At 38.3% G+C, this 16093-nt stretch carries 13 protein-coding genes and 1 riboswitch; of the genes, 12 read left to right on the top strand and 1 reads right to left on the bottom strand.

The features are described from left to right. Positions 1–22: 22 nt before the first annotated feature. Entirely contained in the window at positions 23–988 is a 966-nt protein-coding gene (locus AA0017_RS07230) for a YpdA family putative bacillithiol disulfide reductase (protein WP_413380433.1), read from the top strand. 65 nt (positions 989–1053) lie between these two features. On the opposite strand, the gene AA0017_RS07235 is transcribed toward AA0017_RS07230, so the two are convergent. After that, on the bottom strand, positions 1054–2022 hold the full coding sequence (locus AA0017_RS07235) for an asparaginase (protein WP_413380435.1): 969 nt from the start codon (positions 2020–2022) through the stop codon (positions 1054–1056). Between the two features lie 126 nt (positions 2023–2148). Here AA0017_RS07235 and prsW point away from each other — a divergent pair, with 126 nt between their 5' ends. The 11 genes from prsW to rpsA all read left to right on the top strand — a co-directional run bounded on the left by prsW (position 2149) and on the right by rpsA (position 15672). Further along, positions 2149–2796: a glutamic-type intramembrane protease PrsW gene (gene prsW, locus AA0017_RS07240; RefSeq protein ID WP_413380437.1), complete on the top strand. Its 648-nt coding sequence runs from the start codon at positions 2149–2151 to the stop codon at positions 2794–2796. Between the two features lie 8 nt (positions 2797–2804). Beyond that, positions 2805–2978: a hypothetical protein gene (locus AA0017_RS07245; protein ID WP_003323196.1), complete on the top strand. Its 174-nt coding sequence runs from the start codon at positions 2805–2807 to the stop codon at positions 2976–2978. A 73-nt stretch (positions 2979–3051) separates the two neighbouring features. Further along, a riboswitch (SAM riboswitch) is annotated at positions 3052–3155 on the top strand. 111 nt (positions 3156–3266) lie between these two features. Beyond that, on the top strand, positions 3267–4397 hold the full coding sequence (locus AA0017_RS07250) for a methionine biosynthesis PLP-dependent protein (RefSeq protein WP_413380440.1): 1131 nt from the start codon (positions 3267–3269) through the stop codon (positions 4395–4397). After that, positions 4394–6235, top strand: coding sequence for a bifunctional homocysteine S-methyltransferase/methylenetetrahydrofolate reductase (locus AA0017_RS07255; RefSeq protein WP_413380443.1), 1842 nt, complete (start codon positions 4394–4396; stop codon positions 6233–6235). The genes AA0017_RS07250 and AA0017_RS07255 overlap by 4 nt, the downstream gene beginning before the upstream one ends. A 31-nt stretch (positions 6236–6266) precedes the next feature. Continuing rightward, complete coding sequence (metH, locus tag AA0017_RS07260; protein WP_413380445.1) at positions 6267–9710, top strand: methionine synthase; 3444 nt, start codon at positions 6267–6269, stop codon at positions 9708–9710. Between the two features lie 214 nt (positions 9711–9924). Continuing rightward, positions 9925–10881, top strand: a complete 957-nt coding sequence (gene sleB, locus AA0017_RS07265) for a spore cortex-lytic enzyme (protein WP_413380447.1) — start codon at positions 9925–9927, stop codon at positions 10879–10881. Positions 10882–10900: 19 nt separating this feature from the next. Next, a complete protein-coding gene (gene ypeB, locus AA0017_RS07270) occupies positions 10901–12253 on the top strand; it encodes a germination protein YpeB (RefSeq protein WP_413380449.1) in 1353 nt (450 codons plus the stop codon). Positions 12254–12445: 192 nt separating this feature from the next. Then, positions 12446–13096, top strand: a complete 651-nt coding sequence (locus tag AA0017_RS07275) for a flagellar brake protein (protein ID WP_413382452.1) — start codon at positions 12446–12448, stop codon at positions 13094–13096. A 77-nt stretch (positions 13097–13173) separates the two neighbouring features. Continuing rightward, positions 13174–13848 (top strand): (d)CMP kinase, encoded by a 675-nt coding sequence (cmk, locus tag AA0017_RS07280; protein ID WP_413380451.1) that lies wholly within the window; start codon positions 13174–13176, stop codon positions 13846–13848. Continuing rightward, positions 13849–14436, top strand: coding sequence for a lysophospholipid acyltransferase family protein (locus tag AA0017_RS07285; RefSeq protein WP_413380453.1), 588 nt, complete (start codon positions 13849–13851; stop codon positions 14434–14436). A gap of 84 nt (positions 14437–14520) precedes the next feature. Beyond that, complete coding sequence (rpsA, locus tag AA0017_RS07290; RefSeq protein ID WP_413380455.1) at positions 14521–15672, top strand: 30S ribosomal protein S1; 1152 nt, start codon at positions 14521–14523, stop codon at positions 15670–15672. Positions 15673–16093: the final 421 nt, after the last annotated feature.

Genomic DNA, 16093 nt, shown 5'->3' on the forward strand with positions numbered 1-16093 from the left:
GTAACGAAATGGAGTGGGGTAAATGAAAAGGGAAAAAATCATTATTATAGGAGCTGGACCATGTGGGCTTGCCGCCGCTATTTCCTGTCAAGAAGCAGGCTTTGACCCACTCATTATTGAAAAAGAAAACATTGTCAATACGATCTATCGTTTTCCAACACACCAGATGTTTTTTAGTACGAGTGAACGCTTAGAAATTGGAGATGTCGCCTTTGTAACCGAAGAGCGAAAACCAAAAAGAAATCAAGCCTTATCATATTACCGTGATGTCGTTAGAAGAAAAAAACTACGGATTCATTCTTTTGAAAAAGTGAAATCGGTTGATAAAATAGGTCATTCTTTTAAAATCGTGACGGAAAAAGATCAATACGAAGCAGCATATGTCATCATTGCGACTGGATATTATGATTCACCTAACTATTTACATGTTCCGGGTGAAAACTCGGCACATGTTTTTCATTATTTCAAGGAAGCTCATCCTTTCTTTGGCAAGGATGTCGTCGTTATTGGTGGTAAAAACTCAGCGGTAGATGCGACACTTGAATTAGAAAAAGCGGGTGCCAATGTGACGGTTTTATATCGTGGACTTGAATATTCTTCTAGTGTCAAACCGTGGATATTACCTGAATATGATGCACTTGTTAGAAATGAAATGATTGCCCATCACTTTGGAGCAGAAGTCGTCGAAATAACAAAAGAAGAAGTGATTTATTCGGTTGAAGGTGAAATAAAACGAGCAAAAGCTGATTTTGTGTTTGCGATGACTGGATATCATCCAGACCATGCATTTTTGAAACATGTTGGGGTCGTGGTGGATGACGAGAGTGGAAGGCCGCAATTTGATGTAGAGACAATGGAAACGAATGTTGAAGGATTATATATTGCAGGTGTTATAGCAGCAGGAAATAACGCAAATGAAATTTTTATTGAAAATGGTCGTTTCCATGGGGACAACATCGTTCAGTCCATTTTAGCTAAGGAATTATAGTATTCAATTTAATAAAAAACAGCCTCGACGATTTTGATATCGTCGAGGCTTAAATACGAGCTTTCTCATTTTAAAAACAGATTTTGCAATTCTGTTTGATTACTTGTTAATTCTAGTGCGACCATTAATTTTAAACGAGCCTTTTGGCCGTTTAATCCGTTCGTAAAGAGGACACCTAGTTCTTTTAAACGTTTGCCGCCACCTTCATAACCATAAACATCTTGAACAATGCCACTATAACAACGGGATACGAGAATAACTGGAATGCCACGGTCGATCGTATCTTTTAGTGCAGGAACGATGGCTGGTGGGACGTTGCCTTGGCCAAATGCCTCAATGACAAGTCCATCAATTCCGGATTGAGTTATGGCGTCAATGATATTTGCTTGCATTCCCGCATACGTTTTCATCAGAATAACTTTTTTGGTAAGTCTCTCCACATTGTAGCTTTCTCGTTGTGATAAAGTATGGTGGAAGCTGACGGTTTGTTTTGTAATGATGCCAATAGGTCCATATTGTGGGCTTTGAAAGGTCGCTATATTACTAGAATGGGTTTTTGTGACGTTTTTGGCTGTATGAATCTCGTCATTGAAAACAACTAGTACGCCTTTATTAATGGCTTGTTCGCTAGCGGCTGTTTTGACGGCTGCAATCAGATTATGTGGACCATCTGAACCTAATTCATTACTCGAACGCATTGCACCGGTGACGATGACTGGAATTTCCCAATTTAAAAGCAAGTCTAATAAATAAGCTGTTTCCTCTAAAGTGTCTGTCCCATGTGTGACTACGACTCCTGTAAAATGTTCGTCTCTTACTCGCTTTTTGATACGATTTGCCAGTTCAAGCATTAAAGATGGCGTCATATGAGGAGATGGGATGTTTAAATAGTCATCATTTTCAATATCGGCAATACTTGTTAGCGATTCAATAGTGGAATATAATGGATTAGAATCAAATGGGGTAACAGCACCACTATCATCTTCTTGCATAGCAATCGTTCCACCTGTATGTATGATTAAGATTTTTTTCATTTAAGCTCACCTCTGTTCATTCATTTCAGCTCATGTTACGATTATATTATAACGTGTATTGAAGCTTGTTCCTAACGTTTTATTTTTCAAAGTTGATGTAAATTTGAGAGAAGGGTCGGACCTATATTGTTTGCAGTTCTAACAGCGGCAATTGCACCTGGAATGGCACTCTTATCCTATTTTTACTTACGCCATCAATATTCTCAAGATATTAATGGATTGGTTTTACGTTCATTTGTTATAGGAGCCATTTTAGTTTTTCCAGTTATGGTTTTGCAATATGCATTTGTAGTGGAAGGTTTTTTTACGGATCCTATATCAAAATCTGTGATTTTATATGGGTTTTTTGAAGAATTTTTTAAGTGGTTTTTATTATTTTTTATCGTTTATCAGCATGCGAAATTTAAACGACATTATGATGGGATTATTTTTGGGGTAGCGATTTCACTTGGTTTTGCTTCGGTAGAAAATGTTTTTTACCTTTTAGCTTATGGTGTTGAAACGGCTCTTGGAAGAGCATTATTACCTGTTACGAGTCATTCTCTCTTTGGTGTTATTATGGGCTATTATCTGGGGAAGTCTAAAATGGAAAGCGAGAACAAAGGGTCTTATTTATTAATGGCCCTCTTAGTGCCAGTCGCTCTTCATAGTCTTTATGATCTTATTCTTAATTTAGTCAGTATGTATTTTTTAATCGCGATTATACCTTTTATGATTTTGTTATGGTGGTTTGCCCTACATAAAGTTAAATTAGCGAACCAATTAGATCGCTAAGGGAAGGGGTGTTCTTTCTGGAAGATATTCGTTATTTAGTGACGATTCGTTGTTTTCAATGTGGTGAAAAATTTATTTTAAGAGGAAAGAGAACAGAAAAAGGGCAATATGAAACGGGTTTTAAACGATGTGTATGTGGAAATGAGTCAAGCCTTCATATTGATGCGACACCAGAAAAATAAAAAACACTTGCAAAAATGTTTGAATTATTGTAATTTTAGTTCAATACAAAAAATGAAAATTTGAATATGGAGTTTCTTATCAAGAGAGATGGAGGGAATGGCCCGAAGAAGTCTCAGCAACCAGCCGAAATGGGTCAGGTGCTAAATCCATCAAGCATGATGCTTGAAAGATAAGGAGGAGTTCGTCGATTTTATTTTTTATCACACCTTCTTCTTAATTGGAAGAAGGTGTTTTCATTATATTTGCTAAAGACATCCAATGACAATAATAGAGTGGGGGAAACATAGATGACAAAAAATAAAAATTTAGAAACTACTTTAGCACAGATTGGCAACCGATTAGATGACCGAACAGGGACGATTAACACACCGATTTATCTGTCAACAGCTTATCGTCATACAGGAATTGGTGAGTCGACGGGGTATGATTATGCGAGAACGGGTAATCCAACGCGAGAAGTGGTTGAGAATGCAATTGCGACTTTAGAAGAAGGGGATCGCGGTTTTGCATGTAGTTCTGGAATGGTAGCCATTCAAACCGTTTTCTCCATTTTTGAACAAGGTGATGAAATTGTCGCTGCGAAGGATTTATATGGCGGTACATATCGACTGTTTGAGCAAGGCTGGCGCAAATGGGGAATCTCTTTTGCCTATGCTGATCCGAGAAATATTAGAGAAGTGGAATCAGTCATTACAGAAAAAACGAAGGCGATCTTTATCGAAACGCCAACCAATCCACTCATGCAGGAAGCATCTATTTCTGAGTTGGCCACACTTGCTAAAAAATACGACCTCTTATTAATTGTCGATAACACCTTTTATACACCACTTTTGCAGCAACCGTTAGTGGAAGGGGCTGATATCGTCATTCATAGTGCTTCTAAATATTTAGGTGGACATAATGATTTGATTGCCGGTCTTATCGCTGCTAAAGGGGAAGAGCTTTGTGAGAAAATTTTTTACTATCATAATGGGATCGGCGGAATTTTACCTGCATTCGATTCTTGGTTATTGATTCGTGGCATGAAAACATTAGCTTTAAGAATGGAAAGACATGAAGAAAATGCAAAAGCAATCGTTAGTTTTTTAGAAAATCATCAAGCTGTCACAGATGTTTTGTACCCTGGTAAAGGTGGAATGCTCTCCTTTCGAATTTTAGAAGAGGAAATGGTCAATCCATTTTTACAGCAATTAAAGCTCGTTTCCTTTGCAGAAAGTCTTGGTGGAGTTGAGAGTTTGATGACGTATCCGGCGACACAAACTCATATGGATATTCCAGAGGAGATTCGAATCGCAAATGGTGTGTGTAATCGATTATTACGTTTTTCAGTTGGGATTGAAAAAGTAGAAGATTTAATATTTGATCTAGAGCAAGCATTTGAGGCTGTTCTTAAGTTAGAAGAGGGGGAGAGAGTTTGAATTTAATTGAGAAATTACAAAACAATCTTCTTGTTGGTGACGGAGCGATGGGAACTATCCTCTATGAACAAGGAATTGATCAATGTTTTGAAGAGATTAATTTGTTACATCCTGAAAAAATTGAGGCTGTACACCAAGCTTATATTGCGGCTGGAGCGAATGTGATTCAAACGAATACGTATGCGGCCAATCGATTGAAGTTAGAAAAATACGGATTAGAAGATAAAGTGCGAGCATTGAATAAAGCAGGTGTCCAGATTGCGAGCGAAGTAGCGAGTGATGAGATTTATGTGCTCGGCACAGTAGGAGGAATACGTCGTTATAAAAATGAGGAATGGACGTTAGCAGAAATTAAATCCGCCTTTTTTGAACAAATGACAGAGCTTCTAAAAGAGGGGGTTGATGGATTATTACTTGAGACGTTTTATGACCTTGAGGAAGCATTAATGGCCACTCAGCTTGCGAGAAAGTTAACCGATCAAGTACTTGTTGTCAATGTTTCTTTAGGCGAGGTCGGGGTGATGCAAGGAGGGGTTCCACTAGAAAAAGCTTTTCAGCAATTAATTGAAGCAGGTGCAAATGTTGTTGGGTTAAACTGCAGGATGGGTCCGTTTCATATGTTAAAATCGATCGAGACGGTTTCTTTACCAAAAGGTGCTTATTTAGCTGTTTATCCGAACGCGAGTTTACCAGATTTCCGTGATGGGCGCTATTATTATCAATCGAATTCAGATTATTTCGCCGATATGGGTGAGAAGTTTATTGAACAAGGTGTGCGTTTAATTGGCGGGTGCTGCGGGACTACTCCAGAGCAAATTAAAGCATTTGCCGAAGTAGCTAAATTGAATAAACCAGTGAACGAAAAAAAGGTCAAATCCATTTTAAAAGTTGATTCGAGACAAAACCATGCACGTCCAACGAGAGAAACATTGCCTGATATTGTCAAAAAACGTTCATCAATCATCGTAGAATTAGACCCACCAAAACGTCTGTCGATTGAGAAGTTTATGAAAGGGGCAAAGGCATTAACTGATGCAGGTGTTGATGCAGTGACATTGGCTGATAATTCGTTAGCCTCTCCTCGTGTTGATAATATGGCTTTAGGTTCCTTAATGAAAGCTCAATATACAACGAGACCACTCGTCCATGTGACTTGTCGAGACCGGAACTTAATAGGGTTGCAATCACATTTAATGGGTTTACATGCTTTAGGTATTCAAGACCTATTAGCGATAACTGGTGATCCGACCAAAATAGGTGACTTTCCTGGAGCAACCTCCGTTTATGATATGACTTCGTTTCAATTAATTTCGATGATCAAACAATTAAATGAGGGCATTTCATTTTCTGGTAAGGACTTAGGTCAAAAAGCGAATTTTTCAGTTGGAGCGGCTTTTAATCCAAATGTTCGTCATTTAGAAAAAGCTGTGGCTCGAATGGAGAAAAAGGTTGAAAGTGGTGCGGACTATTTTATGACGCAGCCGATCTATAACGAAAAACAAATTGAGGAGCTAGCTAAATTAACTAAGCATATTGAGCAGCCAATTTATATTGGAATTATGCCCTTAACAGGTTCAAGAAATGCAGAATTTTTGCATAATGAAGTTCCAGGAATTAAATTAACCGATTCGATTCGAGAAACGATGAAAAAATGTGAAGATGATAAGGAACAGTCGGCGCAAGAAGGGTTAACTATTGCGAAAACATTAATTGATGCGACCCTTGATCATTTTAATGGCATCTATTTAATTACGCCGTTTTTAAGATATGAGATGTCGGTTGAATTGACCCAATATATTCAAGAGAAGCAACAGCAAAAAGAAACAACATTACAATAATTGAATGTGTACGGAATCGAGGAGAATGTAGATGACAAAATCACTATTTGAAATACAACTAGAACGTCGAATCCTCATTATGGACGGAGCAATGGGGACGATGCTCCAGCAAGCAGAACTAACAGCAGAGGATTTTGGTGGAGACGAATATGAAGGGTGTAACGAATATTTAAATGAAACAGCCCCACATGTAATTGAAAAAATTCATTATGATTATTTAAAGGCTGGAGCTGATATTATTGAAACGAATTCCTTTGGTTCAACGGATCTCGTTTTAGATGATTATGACCTCGGTTTTAAAGCGGAAGAATTAAGTTATCAAGCCGCAGCAATTGCCAAAAAAGTAGCGGATCAATTTTCAACGGTTGAGTGGCCAAGATTTGTTGCTGGGGCAATGGGGCCGACAACAAAATCATTATCGGTTACAGGCGGCACGACTTTTGAAGCGTTAATTGATTCTTATTTTATCCAAGCGAGAGGTTTAATCAGAGGTGGCTCCGATCTCATCTTATTAGAAACGAGTCAAGACATGCGTAATGTCAAAGCGGCCTTTATTGGGATTGAAAAGGCTTTTAAAGAATTAGCCGTTAAACTTCCTTTAATGGTATCGGGTACGATTGAACCGATGGGCACGACGCTTGCGGGACAAAATATTGAGGCTTTTTATTTATCACTTGAACATATGAAGCCGGTCGTTGTTGGGTTGAACTGTGCAACCGGTCCAGAATTTATGCGTGACCATATTCGTTCTTTATCAGAGCTATCGACAGGATACGTCAGTTGTTACCCGAATGCGGGGTTACCTGATGAAGAAGGCCATTATCATGAATCACCAGAATCACTTGCGAAAAAATTAGCAGGATTTGCTGAAAAGGGCTGGCTAAATGTTGTCGGCGGTTGTTGTGGAACGACACCGACTCATATTCAGCAACTGCGTTCAGTGCTTTTAAAATATGAACCAAGAAAATTAAATGATGGTCATGCCCATGCGGTTTCTGGGATTGAACCGCTCCTTTATGATGATAGTATGCGTCCACTTTTTGTTGGAGAGCGAACAAATGTTATTGGGTCAAGGAAATTTAAACGATTAATTGCTGAAGGAAAATATGAGGAAGCTTCTGAAATTGCTCGTGCCCAAGTGAAACGTGGGGCTCATGTCATTGATGTTTGTTTAGCGGACCCAGATCGTGAAGAAAAAGAGGATGTAGAGGAATTCCTTAAGTTCTTAGTGAATAAAGTGAAGGTTCCTCTTATGATTGATTCGACCGATGAAGAAGTGATTGAAACGGCCCTTACTTATTCTCAAGGGAAAGCAATTATAAATTCAATTAACTTAGAGGACGGGGAAGAACGTTTTGAAAAAATTGCTCCATTGGTACACAAGTACGGAGCAGCAGTTGTCGTTGGAACGATTGACGAAGAAGGAATGGCTGTTTCAGCAAAGCGCAAACTTGAAGTGGCCATACGTTCCCATCAGCTTTTAGTTGAAAAGTACGGGCTTAACCCGAAAGACATTATTTTTGACCCACTCGTTTTTCCAGTCGGTACAGGGGACGAGCAATATATTGGTTCCGCAGAAGCGACTGTAGAAGGAATCAAATTAATTAAAGAAGCACTACCCGATTGTTTAACGATTCTTGGTGTGAGTAATGTTTCGTTTGGTTTACCACCTGTTGGTCGGGAAGTATTAAATGCGGTTTACTTATATCACTGTACACAAGCAGGGTTAGACTACGCGATTGTCAATACAGAGAAGCTTGAACGGTATGCTTCGATTTCAGAAGAAGAAAAAGACATGGCGAAACAGCTTTTATTTGAGACAACAGATGAAACGTTAGCGACTTTTACCGCCTTTTATCGTGGGAAAAAGGCCGAGAAAAAAGTGGAAATCTCTAACTTATCATTAGAAGAACGTCTTGCTAGTTATATCGTAGAAGGCTCTAAAGAAGGACTTATTAAGGATTTAGATGAGGCTTTAGCGAAATATGAAGAGCCACTTGATATTATAAACGGTCCTTTAATGAACGGGATGGATGAAGTCGGGAAATTGTTTAATAATAATGAATTAATTGTTGCGGAAGTTTTACAAAGTGCAGAAGTGATGAAGGCATCTGTTGCTCATCTTGAACCATTTATGGAGAAAAAAGAAGGAGATAACGGAAAAGGGAAAATCATTCTCGCTACGGTCAAAGGTGACGTCCATGATATTGGCAAAAACTTAGTGGAAATCATCTTAGGGAATAATGGCTTCAAGATTGTGAATCTCGGCATTAAAGTGACTTCAAATGAAATTATTGAGGCCGTAAAAAAAGAAAAGCCAGATGCTGTTGGATTATCAGGCTTATTAGTCAAATCAGCCCAGCAAATGGTCTTAACGGCACAGGATTTACGCCAGCAGGAAATTTCGGTGCCAATACTAGTTGGTGGAGCGGCTTTAACAAGAAAATTTACTGATACAAAAATTGCAGCAGAATATGACGGTCTAGTGCTTTATGCCAAGGATGCGATGAACGGATTAGAGCTTGCCAATCGCCTTGTTAAACCAGGTGAGCAAGAAATTTTAGCGACAGAATTAAAAGAAGTACGTGCCAAAAAAGAAGAGGTTCGTAAAAGGAAACCGGTAGCTGTTGCCGTAGCTGAACGACCAATTCGTTCCGAGGTTTCACAGACGACTCCCATTTTTAAACCGAATGATTTAGAACCTCATATTTTAAGGGATTATAAGCTCTCCCATATCGAGCCTTATATTAATATGCAAATGTTGTTAGGGCGACATTTAGGTTTACAAGGAAAAGTCAGTCGTCTATTAGAGGAACAAGATGAGCGAGCATTGCAGTTAAAGGAAAAGGTTGATGATTTTTTATTCCGAGCTAAACGAGATCAGCTTCTTCAATTAAATGCCGTTTATCGCTTTTTCCCAGCTCAATCTGATGGTGATGATATTTTGATTTATGATGACCCAATCGAACGAAATGTGATTGAACGCTTTTCATTCCCGCGCCAACAGCAAAAACCTTATTTATGTCTGGCTGATTATTTAAGACCTGTTTCAAGTGGTGAACTTGATTATGTCGGATTTTTAGCCGTAACAGCAGGTAAAGGTGTGCGGGAAATGGCTGAACGAGCAAAGGATGCAGGCGATTATTTAGAAAGCCATCTGATTCAAGCGGCTGCCTTAGAAACAGCAGAAGGTTTTGCTGAACGTGTCCATCAATTAATGCGGGACCAATGGGGCTTTCCTGATCATCTCGATTTTACGATGGCCGAGCGTTTTGCTGCTAAATACCAAGGGGTACGAGTTTCCTTTGGATACCCAGCTTGTCCAAATTTAGAAGATCAAGCCAAGTTATTTAAACTGATTCAACCCGAAAAAATTGGTGTCGAGTTGACCGACGGATTTATGATGGAACCAGAAGCAAGTGTGACCGCGATGGTGTTTGCTCATCCGGAGGGAAGGTATTTTAATGTGCTTTAAATTAGTTATATAGAATAAAAATGAGACGGTTTCATTAGCCTTTAATGCCTAATGAAACCGTCTTTTTTTATTTGTGGAATTTTACTTGTTTGGCTTTATAACCATTTTTTACTGATTCATTGAATAAAAAAAGGAAGATGATAGACACTACTTATAGTGATTGTGGTATTAAAAAACTTAACAGATTGTACATCTTAGGGAGGTAGTAGACAACATGGTTCATTATCTGTTTGATAAGAAAAGAGTTTTGAGCATGATGCTTATTTTTACCGCATTATTAATGTGGAGTCATACGGACCGAGCGGAAGCTTTTACAGAGCAAGTCATTCAGCACGGGGCAACGGGTGAAGATGTGATTGAGTTGCAATCAAGGCTTCAATACATTGGCTATTATAATGGAAAAATCGATGGCGTTTTCGGTTGGGGTACGTATTGGGCGGTCCGAAATTATCAATATGAATTTGGTTTAGATATTGATGGGTTAGTCGGACCTGAAATGAAAGATAAACTCGTGAATTCGACGAACTACAACCGTGCTCATGTGCAGCAGTCGATTAAGGAAGGGCGTAAATTTACTCATTATGGTGGGACGCCAAAATCAATCCAAAAAGGTCCAAAGGGAAGTAAGTCTGGTTCGACGGGTAGAGGTGGTCAAACTGGTGGGCAACCACAACCGGGTGGACAACAAGGAGAACAGCCACAACCAGGAGGACAACCGAGTGAGCAACCAGATGGCGAAGCTCCAGCTCCAGAGACGCCGACAGAGCAAGATAATGAGGCTACAATTGACAAGGCAACAAATGTGCCAGCAGGGTATTCAGATAATGATATACGAATTATGGCTCAAGCCGTTTACGGTGAAGCGCGTGGTGAACCATATATTGGGCAAGTGGCGGTTGCAGCTGTTATTTTAAATCGAGTAAACAGTCCATCTTTTCCGAATACAGTTTCTGATGTCATCTTTGAACCGCGTGCTTTTACGGCCGTAGCGGATGGACAAATTTGGTTAGAACCAAATGAAACCTCAAGAAAAGCTGTACTCGATGCGATAAATGGTCAAGATCCTACAGGGAATGCTCTTTATTATTTTAATCCGGATACGGCTACATCTGGTTGGATTTGGACCAGGCCACAAATTAAAAAAATCGGTAAGCATATTTTCTGTCATTAAATTATGGAGGTGAATGATTATGGTACGTAATGTTCTGATCGGTCTATTGAGTATTGCTTTAATTGCGACGGGATATTGGGCATTTCAAGAACAAGGACAAAAACAAGTATTAGCGACACAGGCGGAGAATAATTATCAACGCGCTTTTCATGATTTAGCGTTTCATTTAGACCAAATCGAGGATCAGTTAGGTTCAACATTAGCAATGAATACGAGAAGACAGCTCACCCCTTCATTAGCAGAAGTTTGGCGAGTGACTAGTTTGGCCCAAGAAGAAATGGGGCAATTACCGCTTGCATCGATTGATATTGGTCAAACAGAGGAGTTTTTATACAATCTAAGTAAATTGACCTATCGAACGTCGATTCGCGATTTAGACAAAGAACCGTTGACAGATAAAGAATACAAAAACTTGGAACAGCTTTATCAAGTTTCAAAGGAAATTCGTCAAGAAATACGTCAAACTCAAGCAGAAGTGTTAGCGAATGGTCATAGTTGGCTAGACATTGAAAAAGAAATTTCTGCCCAAAATGAGCCAAGAGATAATACGGTCCTATCTCATTTTGAAGTGATGAATAAATCGGTGGAAGGGTATAGTGAGCTTGAGTGGGGTCCTGAAAACGCCGCTATGAAAGATATTAATGGCCAGCTCAAAAAAGCGTTAAATGGGAAGCGAGTGTCAAAAGAAGAAGCGAAAAAGGTGGCAAGTGACTACTTAAATATGAGTCAAAATGCAACCATTCATATTTCGGAAACTGGTGAAGGGTTAGTTTATGAAGCGTATACGCTCGCGATTGATGATCCAGAGCATGAAACGAATTATTATATGGATATCAGTGTACACGGTGGACACCCGATCTGGTTTATGCAAGCACGAGACATCGGGGAAGTGAATGTAAGTTTAAATGAGGCATCTGAAAAAGCAAGTGAATATTTAAAGGAACAAGACTTTGACCAAATGCAGCTCGTTGATAGTAAACAGTATGACTCAGTTGGGATGCTTAAATTTGTTTATGTTGAAGATGAGGTTCGAGTTTATACAGATTCCATTGCTGTTGAAGTCGCCTTAGATGATGGCGATATAGTCGGGTATGAAGCAAAAGACTATTTAATTAATCATAAAGAACGTCATATACCAAGTCCGTCCATTACTAGAGAAGAAGCAGAAGCGAATTTGAACCCTCGTTTAGAAGTAATGGAAGAGCATTTAGGTTTAATTAAAAATGACATTGGTGAAGAAGTGTTATGCTATGAGTTTTACGGGCTTTTAAATGATGAAACCTATCGTATTTTTATTAATGCAGAAGATGGAGAAGAAGAACTTGTTGAGAGAATGCCACAAGCTGAATCGATGCATCAATATCAGTCATAAATAAAACGAAATGTTAAACTGGACACCTTCTAAGGTTCGACTTTAGAGGGTGTTGTTATGTTTGGAGCAAACCCTTTTTCAATCATCTATAATCGTGTCATAATAGAAGAACCATTAATAGTAAAGGAAGTGATAAGTTTGTTTGAAATCGGTAAGTCAATCTTTTTGTAATTAACAGAAAAATCAGATAAAATAAAACTAGAAACGGAAAAGTTTTCGTCCACGGTTGTTGATTTTTTTAACCATGATCTTGTGATTGATTATCCGATAAGTGAATTAACAAAGAAACAAAGTTTTTTTGTAGAGGGGACATCATTTCTTGCTTTTTATATAGGGAAAGATACGGCTGTTTACCAATTTGAAACTGAAATCATAGGTCGTAAAATCATGCAAATTCCGGTTCTTATCTTAAGACGCACTCCTCGAGGGGAGTATAAACGAATACAAAGGCGTGAATATGTCCGTGTAAAAACCTCTTTGGAGATGGTCGTTTCCAGTAGTGGGTCGACGATACTAGCTGTGACCTTTGATTTAAGTGGTGGTGGTTGTTCGTTCTTTTTTCCACTAAAAGAAAAATTCATACCTAACCAAGTAGTATCGTTATCACTCGCTTTAAATGTTGGAAAGGGTGGTCCGAAGTATGTTAATACAAAAGCAAAAATCATCCGAGTCGATAGCTTTAATACAAGGAACAACTTATTTCTTGTGAATTTTATGATATTCCTGTTCAAACAAGAGAACATATCATCCAATTTTGTTTTAAACGTCAGCTCGTTCAAAAAGAAGAGGTTTAAGTTCAGAGAATTTTCTACATATACGTTAGACCGTCTTTTAAGAATATGATAAAATATAAAAATAGTATCAAACTGATAAAAGTACTGTAAATGAATGTTGTGTTGACATGGATGAGGTGTAATGAAATGGAAGAACGTTTAGCAATTGCCATTGATGGCCCTGCAGGTGCTGGTAAAAGTACGGTAGCCAAATTAGTGGCTGAGAAATTATCTTTTTTATATATTGATACAGGAGCTATGTATCGTGCCTTAACGTATGCTGCACTTAAAGACAATATCTCCTTAAGTGATGGCAAAAAAATGAGACAATTACTCGATAATTTAACGATTAAGCTTTTGAATGAAAAAGCTTATACAAAGGTTCTTTTAAATAACGAAGAGGTAACTGAACAAATTCGTTCAAATGAAGTGAATCAACATGTTTCATTAGCAGCGAGTCATCAAGCTGTACGTAAAGAAATGGTAGAGCGTCAACGCTTACTTGCTAAAGAAGGACAAGTTGTATTAGACGGAAGAGATATAGGAACCCATGTGCTTCCAAATGCAAAATTAAAAATATTTTTAACGGCTTCTGTAGATGAACGAGCTAAGAGACGTCATGAGGAACAAGTTCAAAAAGGAATTGACTCTGATTTGGAGCAATTAAAAAAGGATATTGCAAGAAGAGACGAGTTTGATTCAACAAGAGAAGTGTCACCATTAAAGAAGGCTGAAGATGCAAAGGAACTAGATACGACAAGTTTAACGATTGACGAAGTGGTAGAGGCCATTATTGATTTAGCGAAGGAGCGAATTTCATAAATGAGTATCTACGAACTCGGTAAAGCGTTTTGTCGTGTTTTTCTGTCAACGGCCTACAAAGTAAACATCAAGGGTAAAGAAAACATACCTGATGAAGGTAGTGTCTTATTATGTTGTAATCATATTAGTAATTTTGATCCACCGTTACTTGGGTCATATATTAAACGACCTATTCATTATATGGCAAAGCAAGAATTATTTGAAAAGCCGATCTTAAAAAGTCTTTTACCAAGGTTAAAGGCTTTTCCCGTCAAAAGAGGTATGAGTGATAAGCAAGCATTAAGAACGGCGATTCAATATTTAAGGGATGGAGAGATGCTTGGACTGTTTCCTGAAGGGACAAGGAGTAAGGATGGAAAATTGGGAAAAGGCTTAGCTGGTGCTGGTTTTTTCGCTTTACGCTCTAATGCAACTGTTATTCCATGTGCCGTTATTGGTCCTTATCAGAAATTTAAGCCACTGCAATTAGTTTATGGAGACCCCATTCCTTTTGATGAACATCGACAAAATAAATTAACAGCTGAAGAAGCAACAGAAGTGATTATGAATGAGATTCAAAAGTTAATCGACGAACACACTGAACGTTAATTCCTTTCACAATGTGTGGAAGTTATTTTATAAGAATGCACTTTATTCAAATGAGATCTTTATGGTTGAAGGAGGAAAAAGTCAATGATTAATGAAATGAACAGTGAAGTGGCTGGAATGAAATCGATAGAAGTAGGTGATGTCATTTCAGGGAAAATAACAAAAGTAGAGGATAAACAAGCTTTTGTTGATGTTGGTTATAAAGTAGATGGAGTTATTCCGATTAGTGAATTATCTAGTTTACATGTCGAAAAAGTGTCTGATGTTTTGTCTGTAGATGATGAAGTTGAGTTAAAAGTGTTAAAGTTAGAGGACGATGAGCTGGTTTTATCCAAAAGAGCGGTACAAGCTGAAAAGGCGTGGGCTTCTTTACAAAGCTCTTTTGAAACGGGCGAAGTTATTGAGACGATCATCGCTGATGTCGTTAAAGGTGGCTTAGTTGTGGATCTTGGAGTGCGTGGATTTATCCCAGCTTCGTTAGTTGAACGCCATTATGTCGAGGATTTCTCGGATTATAAAGGGAAAACACTTCGTTTAAAAGTCGTTGAGCTAGATAAAGATAATAATAAATTAATATTATCTCAACGTGTTGTTTTAGATGAGGAAGTTGAAAAGCAGAAAAAACATTTGCTACAAGGAATTGAACCAGGGAGCGTGATCGAAGGGACGGTTCAAAGATTAACCAATTTTGGAGCCTTTGTTGACTTAGGAGGTGTTGATGGTCTTGTACATATTTCTCAACTTGCCCATCATCGTGTTGAGTCACCATCGGACGTTGTCTCAGAAGGGGATAAAGTAAAAGTGAAAGTGCTTTCTGTTGACACAGAAAGTGAAAGAGTATCTTTATCCATTAAAGATACCTTACCTGGTCCATGGGAAAAAATTGAAGGAACCATCTCTCAAGGGGATATTGTTTCAGGAACGGTTAAACGTTTAGTCTCATTTGGAGCTTTTATTGAAGTAGCTGATGGAGTTGAAGGTTTGGTTCATATTTCTCAACTTGCCAATCGTCATATCGGTACGCCTTCAGAAGTTTTAACGGAAGGTGAAAAAGTTCAAGCTAAAGTACTCGATGTTAACCTTGACGAAAAGAGAATTTCGTTAAGTATTCGTGCTTTGATTGAAGAAGATGTAGAAGATCATTATGCTGATTATGAAAACCACAAAGAAGAAGAATCTAGTGGTTTCTCATTAGGTGATATGATTGGCGATCAATTAAAAAAATATAAATCATAAGAGACGTTTTGAGCTGTTGATTTACTGAAAAATAGTAAAATCAACAGCTTTTTTTGGATCTCGAACAGGGGGGAGCGATCTGCTCGTATACTCTTGTTTGACCAATCAAAAAGAAAAAGTGGAATGATTCTCTTCATGAGCATGTCGAATTAGAAGAAATTCATCAATATTTATTCCAAACGTCCTCTTATCCATGCCAAGGAAACATGAGTGAAAGGGTTCACCGATTATTCGTGAAGAAACCCTTCTCACTCCAAATAATAGCAAACTATAAACGGAAATAACCATCCATCTGAAAAATATCATGATGGATGGTTATTTGTGATACCAAAAATAGATCTTATGTCAGAAATGGCTCCCGACTCTTGCAGAAGAAAAGGAGAAGCCACTGAAGGAGTAGGATACTATGACCAAAAGAGAG

Origin of the sequence: Alkalihalobacillus phoenicis, from assembly GCF_047302405.1 — a bacterium.
Lineage (GTDB): Bacteria > Bacillota > Bacilli > Bacillales > Bacillaceae_D > Alkalihalobacillus.

What these genes read in the sequence shown, in the direction of transcription:
- AA0017_RS07230 (WP_413380433.1), top strand. Translation starts at nt 23, where the DNA reads ATGAAAAGGGAAAAAATCATTATTATAGGAGCTGGACCATGTGGGCTT.
- AA0017_RS07235 (WP_413380435.1), bottom strand. Translation starts at nt 2,022, where the DNA reads ATGAAAAAAATCTTAATCATACATACAGGTGGAACGATTGCTATGCAA.
- AA0017_RS07250 (WP_413380440.1), top strand. Translation starts at nt 3,267, where the DNA reads ATGACAAAAAATAAAAATTTAGAAACTACTTTAGCACAGATTGGCAAC.
- metH (WP_413380445.1), top strand. Translation starts at nt 6,267, where the DNA reads ATGACAAAATCACTATTTGAAATACAACTAGAACGTCGAATCCTCATT.
- sleB (WP_413380447.1), top strand. Translation starts at nt 9,925, where the DNA reads ATGGTTCATTATCTGTTTGATAAGAAAAGAGTTTTGAGCATGATGCTT.
- ypeB (WP_413380449.1), top strand. Translation starts at nt 10,901, where the DNA reads ATGGTACGTAATGTTCTGATCGGTCTATTGAGTATTGCTTTAATTGCG.
- cmk (WP_413380451.1), top strand. Translation starts at nt 13,174, where the DNA reads ATGGAAGAACGTTTAGCAATTGCCATTGATGGCCCTGCAGGTGCTGGT.
- AA0017_RS07285 (WP_413380453.1), top strand. Translation starts at nt 13,849, where the DNA reads ATGAGTATCTACGAACTCGGTAAAGCGTTTTGTCGTGTTTTTCTGTCA.
- rpsA (WP_413380455.1), top strand. Translation starts at nt 14,521, where the DNA reads ATGATTAATGAAATGAACAGTGAAGTGGCTGGAATGAAATCGATAGAA.